Raw genomic sequence first — 14,805 nt, forward strand, 5'->3', positions numbered from 1 at the left:
ACTTCATGTTACGTTACATTTTCCAGCGCCTGCTTGGCATGATCGTCGTGATGTTCCTTGTCGTGACGATCGTCTTCGTCATCGTACGTGTCACGCCCGGCGATCCGGCGGCCGTCATGCTCGGCCCGGAGGCGACGCCACAGGATATTGCCGATCTGCGCGGCAGCCTCGGCCTCGATAGGTCGATCGGCGTGCAATACTTCTATTATATCGGCCAGCTCTTGAGCGGCGATCTTGGGCAGTCGATCTTCCTCAACATGCCGGTGACCTCCGCACTGCTCGATCGCGCCGAACCGACGTTCTTCCTAACGATCTTCTCGCTCGTCATTGCCAGCATCATCGCACTTCCGATCGGCATCTACGCTGCCTATCGCCGCGGCTCCTTCGTCGACCAGGCGGCAACGACGCTGGCGATGTTTGCGGCGAGCATTCCGAGCTTCTGGCTCGGCCTCATCCTCATGCAGGTCTTCGCCGTTCGCTTTGGCCTATTCCCGGTGTCAGGCTATGGCGGACCGGGCTCTACCTTCCTCGACCGCATGTATCACCTGACACTGCCAGCCTTCGCGCTTGGCATTGTCTCCTCCGCACTTATTTTGCGCTTCACGCGCGCCTCGATGCTCGATGTTCTCGGTGACGATTATATCCGCACAGCACGCGCCAAGGGTTTGGTCGAGCGCCAGGTGATCCTCAAGCATGCCCTGAAGAATGCGTTGATCCCGATCCTCACCGTTCTGGGTCTGACGGCCGCTGTACTGATATCAGGAGCTGTCGTGACCGAGACCGTCTTCAGTCTTCCGGGCGTCGGCAACCTCGTCGTCTCTGCCGTCCTGCGCCGTGACTATCCGGTCATCCAGGGTGCGCTTCTGGTGATTGCAGCACTCTACGTCCTGATCAATTTTGCAATTGACATGCTCTATCTGCTCGTCGATCCGAGGGTGCGCTACTGATGACGGATATCGCGATCAAACCGGCCGGGAATGAAGGTCGCAAGTTCATCCGCCGCTTCCTGAAGCGCAAGACGGTCGCCATCGGCCTTATCATCCTGGTGCTCTTCGTGCTCTTGGCGATCCTGGCACCATGGGTCGCTCCTTATTCGCCGTCGAAGCTTTCGATCGTCAACCGGTTGAAGCCGCCAAGCGGAACCTATGTCTTCGGTACCGACGAATTCGGCAGGGATGTCCTGTCGCGCACGATCTTTGCTGGCCGTCTGTCGCTCCTCGTCGGAGCCGCGGTCGTAGCTCTCTCGGCGGCAATCGGCGTCACGCTCGGCTTGCTTGCCGGCTTCTTCAAAAACCTCGATACGCCGATCGCTCGGCTGATCGATGCAATGATGGCTTTCCCCGATATTCTGCTGGCGATTGCGCTTGTCGCTGCTCTCGGCCCGTCTCTGACGACCGTCATCATTGCGCTGTCGATCGTGTATGCGCCGCGTCTCGCGCGCATTGTCCGGGCCTCGACGCTCGTCATCCGCGAGTTGCCCTATGTCGAGGCGGCGCAGGCGCTCGGAATTTCGACCTTCCATATCATGACGCGCCATGTGCTGAGGAACCTGCTTTCGCCGATCATGGTGCAGGCGACCTTCCTCTTTGCAAGCGCCATGCTCGCAGAAGCTGGACTTTCTTTCCTTGGGCTCGGCGTCAGTCCGGAAATTCCGACTTGGGGCACGATGATTGCTGCTGGCCGTCAATATATCGGCCAGGCCGACTGGATGACGCTGTTTCCAGGCGTCGCCATCATTCTTTCCGTGCTCTCGCTTCAGATGGTCGGCGACGGTCTGCGCGACATGCTCGATCCCAAACTTCGAAAGGACCTTTAAATGAACGGTGAAACAGCGGGCAGACCGCTCCTTCTCACCAATGTGAAGCCGGTCGGTTTCGGTGCCGGTGCGCTCGATGAAGCAATCGACATTCTCGTCGGTACCGATGGCAAGATCGTGAAGCTCGGTTCCAAGCTTACGGTCGCCGACGATGTGACACGTGTGGATGGCAAGGGCGCCTTCGTATCCCCCGGCTGGGTCGATCTGCATGTGCATATCTGGCATGGCGGCACCGATATTTCGATCCGCCCTTCGGAATGCGGCATCGAACGCGGCGTGACGACGCTGGTCGATGCCGGCTCTGCCGGCGAAGCCAATTTCCATGGTTTCCGCGAATATATTATCGAGCCCTCCAAGGAGCGCATCAAGGCTTTCCTCAATCTCGGCTCGATCGGTCTCGTTGCCTGCAACCGTGTTGCCGAACTGCGCGACATCAGGGACATCGACCTCGATCGCATTCTCGAATGCTATGCCGAAAACAGCGAGCACATTGTCGGCATCAAGGTGCGTGCGAGCCATGTGATCACCGGCTCCTGGGGCGTGACACCTGTCAAGCTCGGCAAGAAAATCGCCAAGATTCTCAAGGTGCCGATGATGGTGCATGTCGGCGAGCCGCCGGCGCTTTATGACGAGGTCCTGGAAATCCTCGGCCCGGGCGATGTCGTTACCCATTGCTTCAACGGCAAGGCGGGTTCGAGCATCATGGAAGACGAGGATCTCTTCAGCCTCGCCGAGCGGTGTGCATCCGAAGGTATCCGCCTCGATATCGGTCACGGCGGCGCCTCCTTTTCGTTCAAGGTGGCGGAGGCGGCAATCGCCCGCGGCTTGCTGCCCTTCTCGATTTCCACCGACCTGCATGGCCATTCGATGAACTTCCCGGTCTGGGATCTTGCCACGACCATGTCGAAGCTGCTCTCGGTCGGCATGCCATTCGATAAAGTGGTCAATGCCGTCACCCATGCACCGGCATCCGTCATCAAGCTGTCGATGGACAACCGTCTAGCAGTTGGCGCTCAGGCCGAGTTCACGATCTTCGATCTCGTCGATTCCGATTTGGAGGCGACCGACTCCAATGGCGACGTCTCGGTTTTGAAAAGGCTCTTCGAGCCGCGTTATGCGGTGCTCGGCAATGAGGCCTTCACCTCCAGCCGTTATGTGCCACGCGCCCGTAAACTGGTGCGTCACAGCCATGGCTATTCCTACCGGTAAGACCGCAAGCAAATCGCATGACAGGAGTTCGCGTGAATCAATCTCCCGCCACAACAGGCACGCCCACCCCAGCCGGCAAGCTTGGCAGATCGCCTTATGAGCGGCTTGCAGCGCTTGGCATTACGCTGCCCGGCTCTCCACCGCCAATCGCCAACTTCCTTACGCATGTGCAGGAGGGCAACATGCTCTACCTGTCAGGGCAGGGGCCGCGTGAGGCGGATGGCTTTATGCATGTCGGCAAGGTCGGCGCCGAAGTCGGCACCGAAGCCGCATACACGCACGCAAAGCTCACCGGCATCAACCTGCTTTCCGTCATGCATGAAGCGCTAGGTGATCTCGGCCGCGTCAAGCGTGTCGTCAAGCTGCTCGGCATGGTCAATGCGGTGCCGCATTTCGTCGACCATCCTGCTGTCATCAACGGCTGCTCGGATCTTCTGATCGATGTGTTCGGTGAGGAGATCGGGCAGCATGCGCGCTCTGCCGTGGGCTTCGGATCGCTGCCAGGAAATATCACTGTCGAAATCGAGGCTATCGTCGCGCTCAGAGATTAACGAAGGCTGAGCATGAATACTTCGGCGCAACAGATTGAAATTGGAGACACTTATGTCTGAGGACATCCGTACATCGATCGGCCTTCGTCCGGTCATCAACGTTTCCGGCACGATGACCAGCCTTGGTGCTTCGATCGTCGTTCCCGAGGCGATTGCCGCCATGTCGTCGATCCTGCCGCAGTTCGTCGAAATCAACGATCTCCAACGCAAGGCAAGTGCGGTCATTGCGCGGCTGACCGGCGGCGAAGCGGGTTTCGTCACCGCTTCCTGCTCGGCCGGCATATCGCTTGCTGTCGCGGGTGCGATCACCGGCAACAATCTTCTTGCGATCGAGAAGCTGCCGGATGTCATTCCGGAGAAGAACGAAGTCCTTGTCCAGATGGGCCACGTCGTCAGCTACGGCGCGCCCGTCGATCAGGCAATTCGTCTCGCCGGTGGCAAGGTCGTGCTGATCGGTCAGGCAACCTCTACGCATCGCTTCCATATGGAGCATGCGATTAATGAGAAGACTGCGGCCGCTGTCTATGTCGTCTCGCACCACGTTGTCGATTACGGTCTTCTGAACCTCAAGGAGTTCGTCGAGATCGCCCACGCCAGGGGCGTCCCGGTCATCGTCGATGCAGCTTCGGAATATGACCTGCGAATCTTCCTGGAGCAGGGCGCCGATGTGGCGCTCTATTCCGGCCACAAATTCCTCGGCGGCCCAACCTCAGGCATCGTTGCCGGCAAGAAGGAGCTGGTGCGCAATGCCTTCCTGCAGAACATGGGTATTGGCCGCGGCATGAAGGTCGGCAAGGAGAGCATATTCGGCGTCATGGCAGCACTCGAAGCCTGGGAAAAGCGCGACCACGCGGGGATCCGAGAGCGTGAGAGGAGTTATCTCAATCTCTGGAAGCAGACGCTCGATGGTCGTCCCGGCGTGACCGCGCTGATCGAACCGGATCCAACGAACAATCCGCTCGACCGCTTGCGCCTGATCATCGATGCAGAAGAGGCGCATATCACCGCCTGGGATCTGGCAGACGCGCTGGCCCGGGGTTCCCAGCCGATCATCGTTCGCGATCACGAAGTCGAGCATCGTTATTTCTACCTCGATCCCTGCAATCTGCATCCCGGTCAGGAGAAGATCGTCGCAAGCCGGCTGGCTGAGGAGCTCGACAAGGCGCGCGCCTCTAGTGAAATCATTGCGACGCCGATCGAAAACCGCAGCAAACGCCGCTTTGATGGCGTGCTGAACTGGCCGGACTGATGCGGAACTCCGGGTAAATAAAGGAAGCGATCATGACCGGCATCCAGGCACAATCCATCGCAGCGGCAGCGGCAATTCTCTCTGTCCAAAACCTGACGACGTCATTTCTGGTCGATGGCGCCTGGAAGCCGGTCGTGCGCAATGTCTCCTTCGATGTTGCACCGGGCGAGACGGTCGCCATCGTCGGCGAAAGCGGCTCCGGAAAGAGCGTGACCTCGCTGTCGATCATGCGTTTGCTGCAGGCGGATTCGAGCCGCATCGAAGGCAGGATCATGCTCGGTGGGGGTGACCTGCTTCGCCTGGCGGAAGATCAGATGCGCAAGGTGCGCGGCAACGACGTTGCAATGATCTTCCAGGAGCCGATGACGAGCCTCAATCCGCTCTTCACCATCGGCGACCAGATATCCGAGGCCTTGCTCTGCCACAGGTCGATGTCGAAGGCCGAAGCCCGCGCCGAGACCATCCGGTTGCTCGAAAAGGTGCGTATTCCCTCGGCAGCCTCGCGTTTTGATGAATATCCCCACCGCTTCTCGGGCGGCATGCGCCAGCGCGTGATGATTGCCATGGCGCTTGCCTCGCGGCCGAAACTGTTGATCGCCGACGAGCCGACGACGGCGCTCGATGTGACGATCCAAGGCCAGATACTCGATCTCATCAAGATGCTGCAGGAAGAGGAGGGCACCTCTGTTCTGTTCATTACCCACGACATGGGTGTGGTGGCCGAGATCGCCGACCGCACGGTCGTGATGTATCGCGGAGAGCAGGTGGAGACGGGAGCGACCGCCGATATCTTCCATCGCGGCAAGCATCCTTATACGCGCGCCCTGCTGTCAGCCGTGCCGGTGCTCGGCTCCATGCAGGGTCGCGAGCGGCCGCTGCGCTTTCCGGTCGTCAACACGGCGACCGGGGGATCGAGCGCTCCGGTCGAAACCGCCAACACAGTGGCCGCCACAGCTCGCCCGGTGCTGGAGGTGAAGAACCTCACGAAGCGCTTTGATATTCACTCCGGCCTGTTCGGCAAATTGACCGGTCGCGTTCATGCGGTCGAGAATGTTTCCTTCGATCTTCATGCCGGCGAGACGCTGTCGCTCGTCGGAGAATCCGGTTGCGGAAAATCCACGACCGGACGCGCGATCATGCGGCTGATCGAGGCGCAAAGCGGCTCGGTTATTGCCGATGGCAAGGATGTGCTGGCGCTCGACAAGGCGGGTATGCGCGAGATGCGCAAGACCGTGCAGATGATCTTCCAGGATCCCTTTGCCAGTCTCAATCCTCGCATCCGCGTTGGTGACGCCATTGCCGAACCCTATCTGGAACACAGGATGGGGACGGCAAAGCAGGCAAAGGAGCGCGTTGCGGATCTGCTCACCAAGGTTGGTTTGACGCCCGAAATGGCGTCGCGCTTCCCGCATGAATTCTCCGGTGGACAGCGCCAGCGCATCTGCATTGCGCGGGCGCTTGCGTTGGAGCCGAAGGTCATCGTGGCGGATGAATGCGTCTCGGCGCTCGACGTGTCGATCAAGGCGCAAGTCATCAATCTGATGCTCGACCTGCAGCAGAGCCTGAACCTCGCTTTCCTCTTCATTTCCCACGATATGGCCGTGGTCGAACGCGTCAGCCATCGCATTGCTGTCATGTATCTCGGCGAAATCGTCGAGATCGGTCCGCGTGCCGCCGTCTTCGGCGATCCTCAACATGCTTACACCAAGAAGCTGATAGCGGCCGTCCCGATTCCGGACCCCGACCGCCGGCGGGAAAAACGGGCCGTGGCAAGTGATGAGATCAAAAGCCCGGTCCGCCGTATCGATTACAAGATCAAGCCGCTCGAATATCGTCAGGTATCGCCGGGACATCTGGTCGCCGTCTGAGCAACCGCCAAACCGCAGCGATCGATGCAGCGCCTAAATCTGGGCCGGAGCCTTTAGTGTTTGGTATCGTCGGCTCGAAGCTGGTCGATCGCATCAAGCGCTTCGTCCGCCGTCCAACCGGCGCGCAGCGCCGCGGCGACAAGCCGGACCTCCGCCTCCATTTCGAGCCTTAGATAAAGACCCTCCAAGGCTTCTTTGGCCGTAACCACGTGTTCGTCATTCGGTACGACATTATCCGTCCGCATGGTCGTAGACACATTCCTTTCCTTCCTCGAAGTGGGTTGTGGTTCTTGTTAGGCCGATAACAGATTTTTTCGCGTCCCAGAAACAGAGTACGCGGCTACCGCAATTTTGTTCCATGCATCCTATCATAAGCAGAGACAGTGTTGGAAGTTTTTGCAATGGCGCTGCGCCCGGAAGGACCCAATCAATGGACCATCGGTGAAATTGCGCTAGAACGACGGATCGCTGCAACCAGAATCCCAAGGACGTAACCATGCCTCGCGTGCAAGACCTCATCGACTGGATTATCGCCGAAGGATTGTCGACAGATACGATCGAGAGCATCTTGCAGGGCGTCGCAGAACGGCTGACGGATCTCGGATACCCGATCCTTCGCGCGTCGATAGCAATGCCATCGATCGATCCCCTGCAGAGGGGGGCTTCGCTTGCCTGGTACCGTTCTTCCGGTTTCTTAAAGGAGATTCAAGGGCATGATGAAGCGAGCCAGGCATTGTTCCAGCGCTCTCCCATTTCCTATCTCCTGACACATAATCTTCAATATGCTCGCTGGAGACTGCCGCCGGGTCCGGACGCGCCACCGATTCCGCTGCTGACCGAACTGGCTGAGCTTGGAGCCACCGACTATCTGATGAAGATCGTTTCGTTCCCCGGCGATACAGCGCTTGCGGGCGCGAGCTTCTCCATCGCGGTTGACAACCCTGGCGGCTTTTCGGATCGATTAATCGCCGATTTGGAGAAAATAGTGCCGGCTCTGTCGCTTGCCTGTTGGCGCATCGCGACCACACGGGTGGCGACCGACGTACTGGCTGTCTACACGGGCGCAAGAACCAGCGGACGCATTCTGAGCGGGCATATAAGGCGTGGTGACGGCACCGCGATCTATGCGGCGATCCTTTTCGCCGATCTTAAGAATTTCACCTCGCTCAACGAAAAGCACGAGCCCGACCGTATCGTCGGTTGGCTCAACCAACACTTCGAAGCAATCGGCGCCCCGGTCGAGCAGCAGGGCGGCGAGATCCTGAAGTTCATGGGTGATAGTCTGCTTGCCATTTTCCCTGCCGATGTCGACAACCCTGCCGAAGCATGCGGTCGAGCCCTGTCGGCGGCGCGCGCTGCAATGGATGCCAATGCCGAGGTCAATCGGCAGAGAGCGCAGGCAGAAGAGCCGGAGCTGATGGTCGACATCGTCCTTCACGTTGGCGAAGTTTTTTACGGGAACGTCGGAGCGGCCCGCCGTCTGGATTTTACCGCGATCGGAAGAGCGGTCAACGAAGCGACGCGCATGGAGAAGCTTGCCGATATCGCCGGGCACAGCCTCTTGGCATCTGCCGACTTCGTTTTGCAGGCGCCGGGCCGCTTCCAGGAAGCAGGCACTTTTCTGCTGAAGGGCGTTGCTCGCCCAGCCACGATTTATGCCTGGCCAGATTGACGAACAGCGGCCGCGAGGCCGCCTGAGATGTCAACATGTTGACTGCGCGCCGAGACGTTCCTCTTCGAAGCGGTTGCGACCATTTCATCCCGCCTGGGCCATAAAGTGGTTATAAGATGGAGATGGCTGGAACGGTGGGTAAAAGCTGTTGCGGCGGTAATATCAAGCCGCTCGAGGACGCCTCTACGGAATGTCTCTCGACTCCAATTCCGGGCAGCTTGGTTCGTTTCCGAAGGTGATCTCCTTGCGGTCTCCGTTAATCGTCAGCCCCCTGAAGGTCAGGACATTCTCATCACGGAAGACGATTTCGCTTCGATAAATGCCGGCGCGTATCGCCCTGTTTCGGGCTCGACTGACGTTGCATTGCCCGGTCGGCGGAGATACATGCCAATTGGAGGTGCCTTGCGCGTCGGTCTGCCAGCCATCGGCGAAAGCCAGCGTCGAATTGACGAATAAACCAAATGGCAAAATTAGAAGTTTAAACGACGATCGAGCTTTCACGATGTGACTCCGAGGCAATGAATGCCACTGCTATTATCTGAAATTGATTGCCAGATCATTCAACGGTGCCAACCGGCTTTGACTTCTTGGGAAATGGTGAACAATCGCGCTCACAAGCCGGAATTTGCGGGCCTGTCGTTGCGTGACGCAAGTGTGCTGCTTGGTGTCCACCGATGGCGACCTGGTCATCGCCATCCCAATTTGTTGAATTTGACTCACAGAACCAATGTGGCTCTTTCCTTGAATACGCCTGCCTATTGAAAAAGGATGTGCTCGCGAAGGTCGGCAGCTTTCGGCGCGATACCGTTACGACCGTCTCTTGAACGTATGTTCGACCGCCGGAAATCGCCTGGAGCGTACCTCCGCAGCGTAATCTGCCGCTGCCGCAGAAACGCGTTTTCCCAGTTCGTCGTAACGTTTGACGAAGCGTGGCGTAAAATCATTGAAGAGCCCGAGCATGTCGTCGGAAACGAGGATTTGGCCGTCGCAGGCCGACGAAGCGCCGATACCGATGGTTGGCACAGGGGTCGCGGCAGTGACTTCGCGCGCCAAGGGTTCGACCGTTCCTTCGACGACGAAGGCGAAAGCCCCGGATCCGCCGATGGCATGGGCATCGCGCCGGATTTTCGCGGCTTCGTGTTCGCTGTGGCCGACCGAGTGGTAACCACCTGCAGTATGGACCAGCTGCGGCATCAAGCCGATATGGCCGAGAACCGGAATGCCCCGCGCCGTCAGAAAGCCGATGGTCGCAACCATTTCTTCGCCGCCCTCAAGCTTGATGGCATCGCAGCCCGTTTCCTGCAGGATGCGAACCGCATTGCGAAACGCAACCTCCTTCGATTCCTGATAAGTACCGAAAGGCATGTCGACGACGACGCAGGCTTTGCTGACGCCGCGCATGACAGCCTTGCCGTGAGCGATCATCATGTCGAGCGTGACGCCGGTCGTCGTCTCCATGCCGTAGAGCACCATGCCGAGGGAGTCGCCGACTAGCAGAAGATCGCAATGTTCATCGAGGAGGCGGGCGATCGGCGTCGTATAGGCCGTCAGGCAGACGATCGGCGCCTTTCCCTTCATGGCGGTGACGCCCGATGGCGTAAGACGTTTCTGTAATCCGGGTGTGCTCATCGCTCCGCTCCAATTCTTGCCCTGTCGCGGCCGGCGATCACTCTGTTGTCCAACAGCCGCGTCGTTCCGACGCGCACGAAGAGTGCAACGACGACCGGGTCCTTGATGGCGGCGACTGGCCGCAAAGTCGACGCATCCCTGACGGCGACAATCTCCGGATTGGCCAAGGGTTCGGTGCTCAGGAATGTTCTCAGCCGATCTTCGAGCTCAGCAGGATCGCGTATGCCACCGGCAACCAACCGCTCGGCCTCATCAAGCGTTTTCGGGACGATGACTGCAGCCTTTCGCTCTTCCTTGCTGAGATAGACGTTGCGTGAGGACAAGGCGAGCCCGTCCTCGTCCCTTATCGTCGGAACCGTAATGATCTCTACCGGCAAGGACAGGTCGGCGACCATGCGCTTGATAACGACGACCTGCTGGTAGTCTTTTTCGCCGAAATAGGCTTTCTGGGGCTGTACGATGTTGAAAAGCTTGCAAACCACGGTCGCCACGCCGGCAAAATGCCCGGGACGCACCGCCCCCTCCAACTCGTTGCCGATATCAGGCACATCGACGGTCGTCAGGATCGGCTCTGGATACATGTCGGTGACAGCGGGCGCAAAAAGCATGTTGACGCCTGCCTGCTTCAGCATCTGCGCGTCGCGTTCGAGGTCGCGCGGATATTTGCCAAGATCTTCCGACGGCCCGAACTGCAGCGGGTTGACAAAAATCGATGCCACCAGAATATCGTTTTGGCACCGAGCGCGCGAAACCAGTTCCATGTGACCGGCGTGCAGATAGCCCATAGTCGGCACAAAGCCTACCGTCCGGTCATGTCGCCTCAGGGCATTGAGCGCCGAGCGCACCTCGCCAATTTTGGAAAATATTCGCACTGCTTCCTCCACTTCGCGGCCATGCAGATTGCAATTATCGTCTCCCGTCAACGGTGCGTCAGGAATAACATCGATTAGCTGATCCCGAAGCTGGTACTCTCTTTGGTCGCTCAAAGCCACTTGATCCGCTTGAGGACCATCAGCGTCGCAATCGAGGTGATGGCGACAAAGGCAACGATGATGATGAAAGCCCAGGTGTCGTTGACCCCGGGGATTCCGCCGACATTCATGCCGAAAAGACCTGCAACTACGCTCGGCGGCAGCAGCAGCGCGGCAAGTGCTGCAAGGCGGTTGGAGTTGCGGGCAATCCGCTCGCTGATGACGGTGGACAGGTCGTCATGAAGAATGCTGGTACGGTCACGGATAGCATCGAGATATTCGATGAAGCGCATCAGCTTGTCGATGACCTCACGGAAACGCAGCTTGTCACGCTCCTTCAGCCAGGGAGCGTCGTCATGTTCGATGCGGTTTAATGCGTCGCGCTGCGGTGCGAGATAGCGGCGAAGCTGCACGGAGCGGCGGCGAAGCTGCTTTAGCCGCTCGCGCACTTCGCTCGCCTCGCCGTGAAAGATCAGTTCGTCCAGTTCATCAACCTCTTCGTCCATCGTGTCGAGCACCGGCTCGAGGTCGCGTACCAGCTTTTCGCTGACCAGAGCAAGCAGTTCCCCCGTCTGTCTGGGCCCTTTGCCTTTGTCCAGAGCCAGGCGGATATCGCGCAATGCAGTAATATAATGGCCGCTATCGCGCAGGCTCACCAGCCTGCGCTCGTCGGCCCATATATGCAGGGGAACGAGATCGATTTCGTCCTGCCCTGCTTTTGCTTCTTCCGGCGGCGCGGCGCAGACGCTGCGAAGGATAATGAGCAACCCGTCGTCGATGCTCTCGACGCGTGGGCGCGATTCCTCCTGCAGGAGGGCGTCGGCAACCAACGGATCGAAGCCGCCTCTCGCCGCCACCCAATCGGCGGCGGCCGGATGATCGCGCTCGAAATGCAGCCAAATGACGCCATCTTCAGCTGTCCACCGGCCCACCGCTTCCATATCAAGCGTCCGACATCCGCCACGACCGTCCAGAAGCACGGCGAAACGCAGGCCCGGCTCTGCGCCGTAATTTGCAACACTCATGACTTGCTCGTGCATCAGAAACCTCCACCCGCCAGAATCTACCTCCCGTATGCGCATATCAATAGCTTAGCGGGTCGCCGCCAGGCGGCAAGACAATCAAATCACTGGTGCCGTTAGATCAAAATTGCGGGCATGGTGACCCGCATATCCGCCGTCTGTGTTCTCATATTGTGGCCCCGATTGACTTGCACCGGCGAGCGACTAAACTTTAACCATCGCTAACATATTCTGTACCGCAAACGGCACCGGAGTATGCGAGTGGCTGACCTTGAAGAGGATGGGGTTTGCCGTGAACAACCGTGTTGTACTGCTGATCGTCGCCGCCTTCATCGCTCTTTCCCCTGGTCGCGTCGGCGCCCAGGAAGGCGACCCGACGGCGGGTGCCACCGTTTTCAAGAAATGCGCGACCTTCCATATCGCCGAATCAGATACGAATAAGGTCGGCCCGTCGCTGAATGGGCTGTTCGGTCGGAAGGCCGGAACACATCCAGACTTTGCCTATTCACCCGCAATGAAGGCAGCCGGCGATGGCGGTCTCGTCTGGGACGAAGCGACGTTGCGTGACTACCTGCACAATCCGAAAGTCAAGGTGAAGGGCACGAAGATGACCTTCGTCGGCCTGAAGGACGATCAGGAGATCACCGATCTCATCGCCTATCTCAAGCAATATTCCAAGTGACGGCGCTATTATCTCACGCGGCTGACTGAAGCCTTTTGTGTGCGATTGGAAACCGTCGCCGGCTCCATCACCGAGGTCAATCATATAGATGCGAAACTTCGTCCGGTCTCGGCCACACCTGACGAGTTTTCTCAGGGGTCGAGCCGGAGGCCGGCCCTTGATTTGATGGCCCGGCAGACCTGTCCGGATCGTTAAAGCACGATAAGGGATGCCAGCGACAGGATCAGCGCGGGAAACATCACCACCGCCCCAAGCTTCAAAAATCTCCAGCTGCCGATATCGAGGCCTTCGCGGCGCAGTGCCGACAACCATAGGATCGTCGCCAACGATCCCGTGACTGAGAGATTGGGTCCGAGATCGACGCCGATCAGGACGGCACCTGCAACCTTATCCGAGACCTGTGCTGCCTGGACTGCACTGCCGGCAACCAATCCGGCCGGAAGATTATTGACGAGATTTGAGACCACGGCGACGAACACTCCGGAAACCCCGACGGCCTCGGCTTGCGACGCTGAGGCAAGAGAGGCCAAGTGGCCGGAGAGAAGACCTGTGACACCCGTTCGATCGAGCGCTTCGACGATAACAAACAGGCCGGCCACCAAGGGTAAGACGCTCCAGCTTATGCCTTTTATCGTCTCAACCGGGCTCTGCCGCGTCAGTGTCAGAACCGATGCCGTGGTGATCGTTCCTGCAAGAAATGTTGGAACACCAAGATCCACATGCATGGCAGACGCTGCCACAAGGACGACGGCAGTTACGAGGATTCCCCACCCTGCAAGGCTGGCGCTGCGGGTGAGGAAAGGCCGTTCCGCTTTGACGGCAAGGCTTTCTTCCAAGAGGCTGCGTCGATGCGTCCAATAAAGACACACGAACGTGACGACGATGGAGACGATCGAAGGCAGAAGGAATGTCGACACCCAGCGTGACAAAGGCGGCATTTCGCCGCCTGCGAAAATCACGAGATTGGCCGGGTTGGAGATCGGCAGCAGGAAGCTCGCTGCATTGGCGATGAAGGCACATACGAGCAGATAGGGCATCGGGTCGCGAACCCGGGCCGCGCGGCAAGCCGCATAGACGGCAGGCGTGAGCACGACAGCGGTCGCATCGTTCGAAAGGAAAACAGTTACGGCGAGGCCGACGAGATAGACGAGCACGAACAACCGCTTAGGAGAGCCCTTTGCATGCGAAGTCGCAAAGGTAGCAACCCAGTCGAAGAGGCCTTCTCTCCGGGCGAGCTCGGACAAAAGCATCATGCCGATCAGGAAAAGGTAAACATCGATGCCCTTGGCAATGCCTGCCACGGCGTCGACCGGTCCGATCAGTTTGAAGGCGACTAGAACAAAAGCTCCAAGGACGGCCCAGATCGCCTCCGGCCACCGGAAAGGGCGGGCAACGACGCCAGCCGCGGTAAGCCCGGCGACACCCCATACAATGGCATTTTCAGTCATTCGGATCATGCTTATTGGCTGCGAGACACCGGGTGGCCTCGGAGCGTGTTGGAACTCGGTGTTCGGCGTACGGATACATGGTCTGGTGAGCATCGGCAACAATGGACCGGCGAGAAGCAAGCTAAATCTTCATGAGGCGCCGGAACCGAACATCGCCTGTATCACGCAGCCTCATCACATATCGAAATCCTTTACATTCAGACGCTTACGTCATTGTAGTTCATGCGATATCACAAATTGACACTCTCTCTACGGTGATAGATGGGACGCGAATTAAACAAGCTGACGGCAATCGCGGTGATGAACCTTGTCTTGAAGCGTCGGTGCGCTTGGTTTCAGCGTCGGCTCGATCTCGATCCGGAGAAGCTGATCTTTATCGACGAAAGTGTGCTGCGGAGCGGCGGAAGGAGTCCAATATGAACTGAGACCGTGGCGTAAAGCTGCGTAAAGGATGCTGGGACGACCGAGATCGGCTTTCGGGAGTGGTCTCAAACTATCCTAGCTGCTGCGGCAAAGAGCCGTGGTGACGAACGTCGGATGAAAAGTTCGGTCGAGATCCGAGCAGGCACGGCGTGCTTCAAGCGCGGCTTGCAGAATGCGGACTTCAGATGTATCCGACCAAAATCCAGATGGTCTACTGTAAAGATAGGCAGCGCCGGGAAAGGTATCCGACCGTCAAATTTGACTT

At 58.6% G+C, this 14,805-nt stretch carries 14 protein-coding genes; 8 read left to right on the forward strand and 6 right to left on the reverse strand.

Annotated elements, in window-relative coordinates; genetic code table 11:
- The first annotated feature begins 5 nt into the window (after positions 1 to 5).
- Genes FHX15_RS22315 through FHX15_RS22340 form a run of 6 tightly spaced genes read left to right on the forward strand, consistent with a single transcriptional unit; the run spans position 6 to position 6,693 of the window.
- Positions 6 to 947, forward strand: a complete 942-nt coding sequence (locus FHX15_RS22315) for an ABC transporter permease (RefSeq protein ID WP_184400545.1) — start codon at positions 6 to 8, stop codon at positions 945 to 947.
- Positions 947 to 1,816: an ABC transporter permease gene (locus FHX15_RS22320; RefSeq protein WP_184400546.1), complete on the forward strand. Its 870-nt coding sequence runs from the start codon at positions 947 to 949 to the stop codon at positions 1,814 to 1,816. Before FHX15_RS22315 ends, FHX15_RS22320 begins: the two co-directional genes overlap by 1 nt.
- On the forward strand, positions 1,817 to 3,025 hold the full coding sequence (locus FHX15_RS22325; protein WP_184400547.1) for an amidohydrolase/deacetylase family metallohydrolase: 1,209 nt from the start codon (positions 1,817 to 1,819) through the stop codon (positions 3,023 to 3,025). It begins immediately after the preceding gene.
- Positions 3,026 to 3,042: 17 nt separating this feature from the next.
- Positions 3,043 to 3,576: a RidA family protein gene (locus FHX15_RS22330; RefSeq protein WP_184400548.1), complete on the forward strand. Its 534-nt coding sequence runs from the start codon at positions 3,043 to 3,045 to the stop codon at positions 3,574 to 3,576.
- A 52-nt stretch (positions 3,577 to 3,628) separates the two neighbouring features.
- Positions 3,629 to 4,825, forward strand: a complete 1,197-nt coding sequence (locus FHX15_RS22335; RefSeq protein WP_184400549.1) for an aminotransferase class V-fold PLP-dependent enzyme — start codon at positions 3,629 to 3,631, stop codon at positions 4,823 to 4,825.
- Between the two features lie 32 nt (positions 4,826 to 4,857).
- On the forward strand, positions 4,858 to 6,693 hold the full coding sequence (locus tag FHX15_RS22340; protein WP_184400550.1) for an ABC transporter ATP-binding protein: 1,836 nt from the start codon (positions 4,858 to 4,860) through the stop codon (positions 6,691 to 6,693).
- A gap of 53 nt (positions 6,694 to 6,746) precedes the next feature.
- Here the strand turns inward: FHX15_RS22340 and FHX15_RS22345 are convergent, their stop codons facing one another.
- Positions 6,747 to 6,938 carry a hypothetical protein gene (locus FHX15_RS22345; RefSeq protein WP_184400690.1) on the reverse strand — a complete coding sequence of 64 codons (192 nt, stop codon included), beginning with the start codon at positions 6,936 to 6,938 and terminating at the stop codon, positions 6,747 to 6,749.
- Positions 6,939 to 7,189: 251 nt separating this feature from the next.
- Between FHX15_RS22345 and FHX15_RS22350 the strand changes: the two genes are divergently transcribed.
- Positions 7,190 to 8,365 (forward strand): adenylate/guanylate cyclase domain-containing protein, encoded by a 1,176-nt coding sequence (locus tag FHX15_RS22350; RefSeq protein WP_184400551.1) that lies wholly within the window; start codon positions 7,190 to 7,192, stop codon positions 8,363 to 8,365.
- 183 nt (positions 8,366 to 8,548) lie between these two features.
- Here FHX15_RS22350 and FHX15_RS22355 read toward each other — a convergent pair whose 3' ends face one another.
- The 4 genes from FHX15_RS22355 to FHX15_RS22370 form a co-directional block, all read right to left on the reverse strand.
- Positions 8,549 to 8,866: a hypothetical protein gene (locus tag FHX15_RS22355; protein WP_184400552.1), complete on the reverse strand. Its 318-nt coding sequence runs from the start codon at positions 8,864 to 8,866 to the stop codon at positions 8,549 to 8,551.
- Positions 8,867 to 9,172: 306 nt separating this feature from the next.
- Positions 9,173 to 9,994, reverse strand: coding sequence for a 3-methyl-2-oxobutanoate hydroxymethyltransferase (gene panB / locus FHX15_RS22360; RefSeq protein WP_184400553.1), 822 nt, complete (start codon positions 9,992 to 9,994; stop codon positions 9,173 to 9,175).
- Positions 9,991 to 10,866, reverse strand: coding sequence for a pantoate--beta-alanine ligase (gene panC / locus FHX15_RS22365; RefSeq protein ID WP_184400554.1), 876 nt, complete (start codon positions 10,864 to 10,866; stop codon positions 9,991 to 9,993). The genes panB and panC overlap by 4 nt, the downstream gene beginning before the upstream one ends.
- Before the next feature lie 110 nt (positions 10,867 to 10,976).
- A complete protein-coding gene (locus FHX15_RS22370; protein WP_409527026.1) occupies positions 10,977 to 11,990 on the reverse strand; it encodes a zinc transporter ZntB in 1,014 nt (337 codons plus the stop codon).
- A 289-nt stretch (positions 11,991 to 12,279) separates the two neighbouring features.
- On the opposite strand from FHX15_RS22370, the gene FHX15_RS22375 reads away from it, so the two are divergent.
- Positions 12,280 to 12,669, forward strand: coding sequence for a cytochrome c family protein (locus FHX15_RS22375; protein WP_184400556.1), 390 nt, complete (start codon positions 12,280 to 12,282; stop codon positions 12,667 to 12,669).
- A gap of 191 nt (positions 12,670 to 12,860) precedes the next feature.
- Here FHX15_RS22375 and FHX15_RS22380 read toward each other — a convergent pair whose 3' ends face one another.
- Positions 12,861 to 14,117 carry an arsenic transporter gene (locus tag FHX15_RS22380; RefSeq protein WP_184400557.1) on the reverse strand — a complete coding sequence of 419 codons (1,257 nt, stop codon included), beginning with the start codon at positions 14,115 to 14,117 and terminating at the stop codon, positions 12,861 to 12,863.
- Between the last annotated feature and the right edge of the window lie 688 nt (positions 14,118 to 14,805).

Source organism: Rhizobium sp. BK650, assembly GCF_014195325.1.
Taxonomy (GTDB): Bacteria; Pseudomonadota; Alphaproteobacteria; order Rhizobiales; family Rhizobiaceae; genus Rhizobium.

Bases quoted from the DNA above. Each gene is read 5' to 3' on its own strand.
- FHX15_RS22315 (WP_184400545.1), top strand. From the start codon at position 6: ATGTTACGTTACATTTTCCAGCGCCTGCTTGGCATGATCGTCGTGATG.
- panB (WP_184400553.1), bottom strand. From the start codon at position 9,994: ATGAGCACACCCGGATTACAGAAACGTCTTACGCCATCGGGCGTCACC.
- FHX15_RS22345 (WP_184400690.1), bottom strand. From the start codon at position 6,938: ATGCGGACGGATAATGTCGTACCGAATGACGAACACGTGGTTACGGCC.
- FHX15_RS22335 (WP_184400549.1), top strand. From the start codon at position 3,629: ATGTCTGAGGACATCCGTACATCGATCGGCCTTCGTCCGGTCATCAAC.
- FHX15_RS22340 (WP_184400550.1), top strand. From the start codon at position 4,858: ATGACCGGCATCCAGGCACAATCCATCGCAGCGGCAGCGGCAATTCTC.
- FHX15_RS22325 (WP_184400547.1), top strand. From the start codon at position 1,817: ATGAACGGTGAAACAGCGGGCAGACCGCTCCTTCTCACCAATGTGAAG.
- FHX15_RS22320 (WP_184400546.1), top strand. From the start codon at position 947: ATGACGGATATCGCGATCAAACCGGCCGGGAATGAAGGTCGCAAGTTC.
- FHX15_RS22330 (WP_184400548.1), top strand. From the start codon at position 3,043: ATGACAGGAGTTCGCGTGAATCAATCTCCCGCCACAACAGGCACGCCC.
- FHX15_RS22380 (WP_184400557.1), bottom strand. From the start codon at position 14,117: ATGACTGAAAATGCCATTGTATGGGGTGTCGCCGGGCTTACCGCGGCT.
- FHX15_RS22350 (WP_184400551.1), top strand. From the start codon at position 7,190: ATGCCTCGCGTGCAAGACCTCATCGACTGGATTATCGCCGAAGGATTG.
- FHX15_RS22370 (WP_409527026.1), bottom strand. From the start codon at position 11,990: ATGAGTGTTGCAAATTACGGCGCAGAGCCGGGCCTGCGTTTCGCCGTG.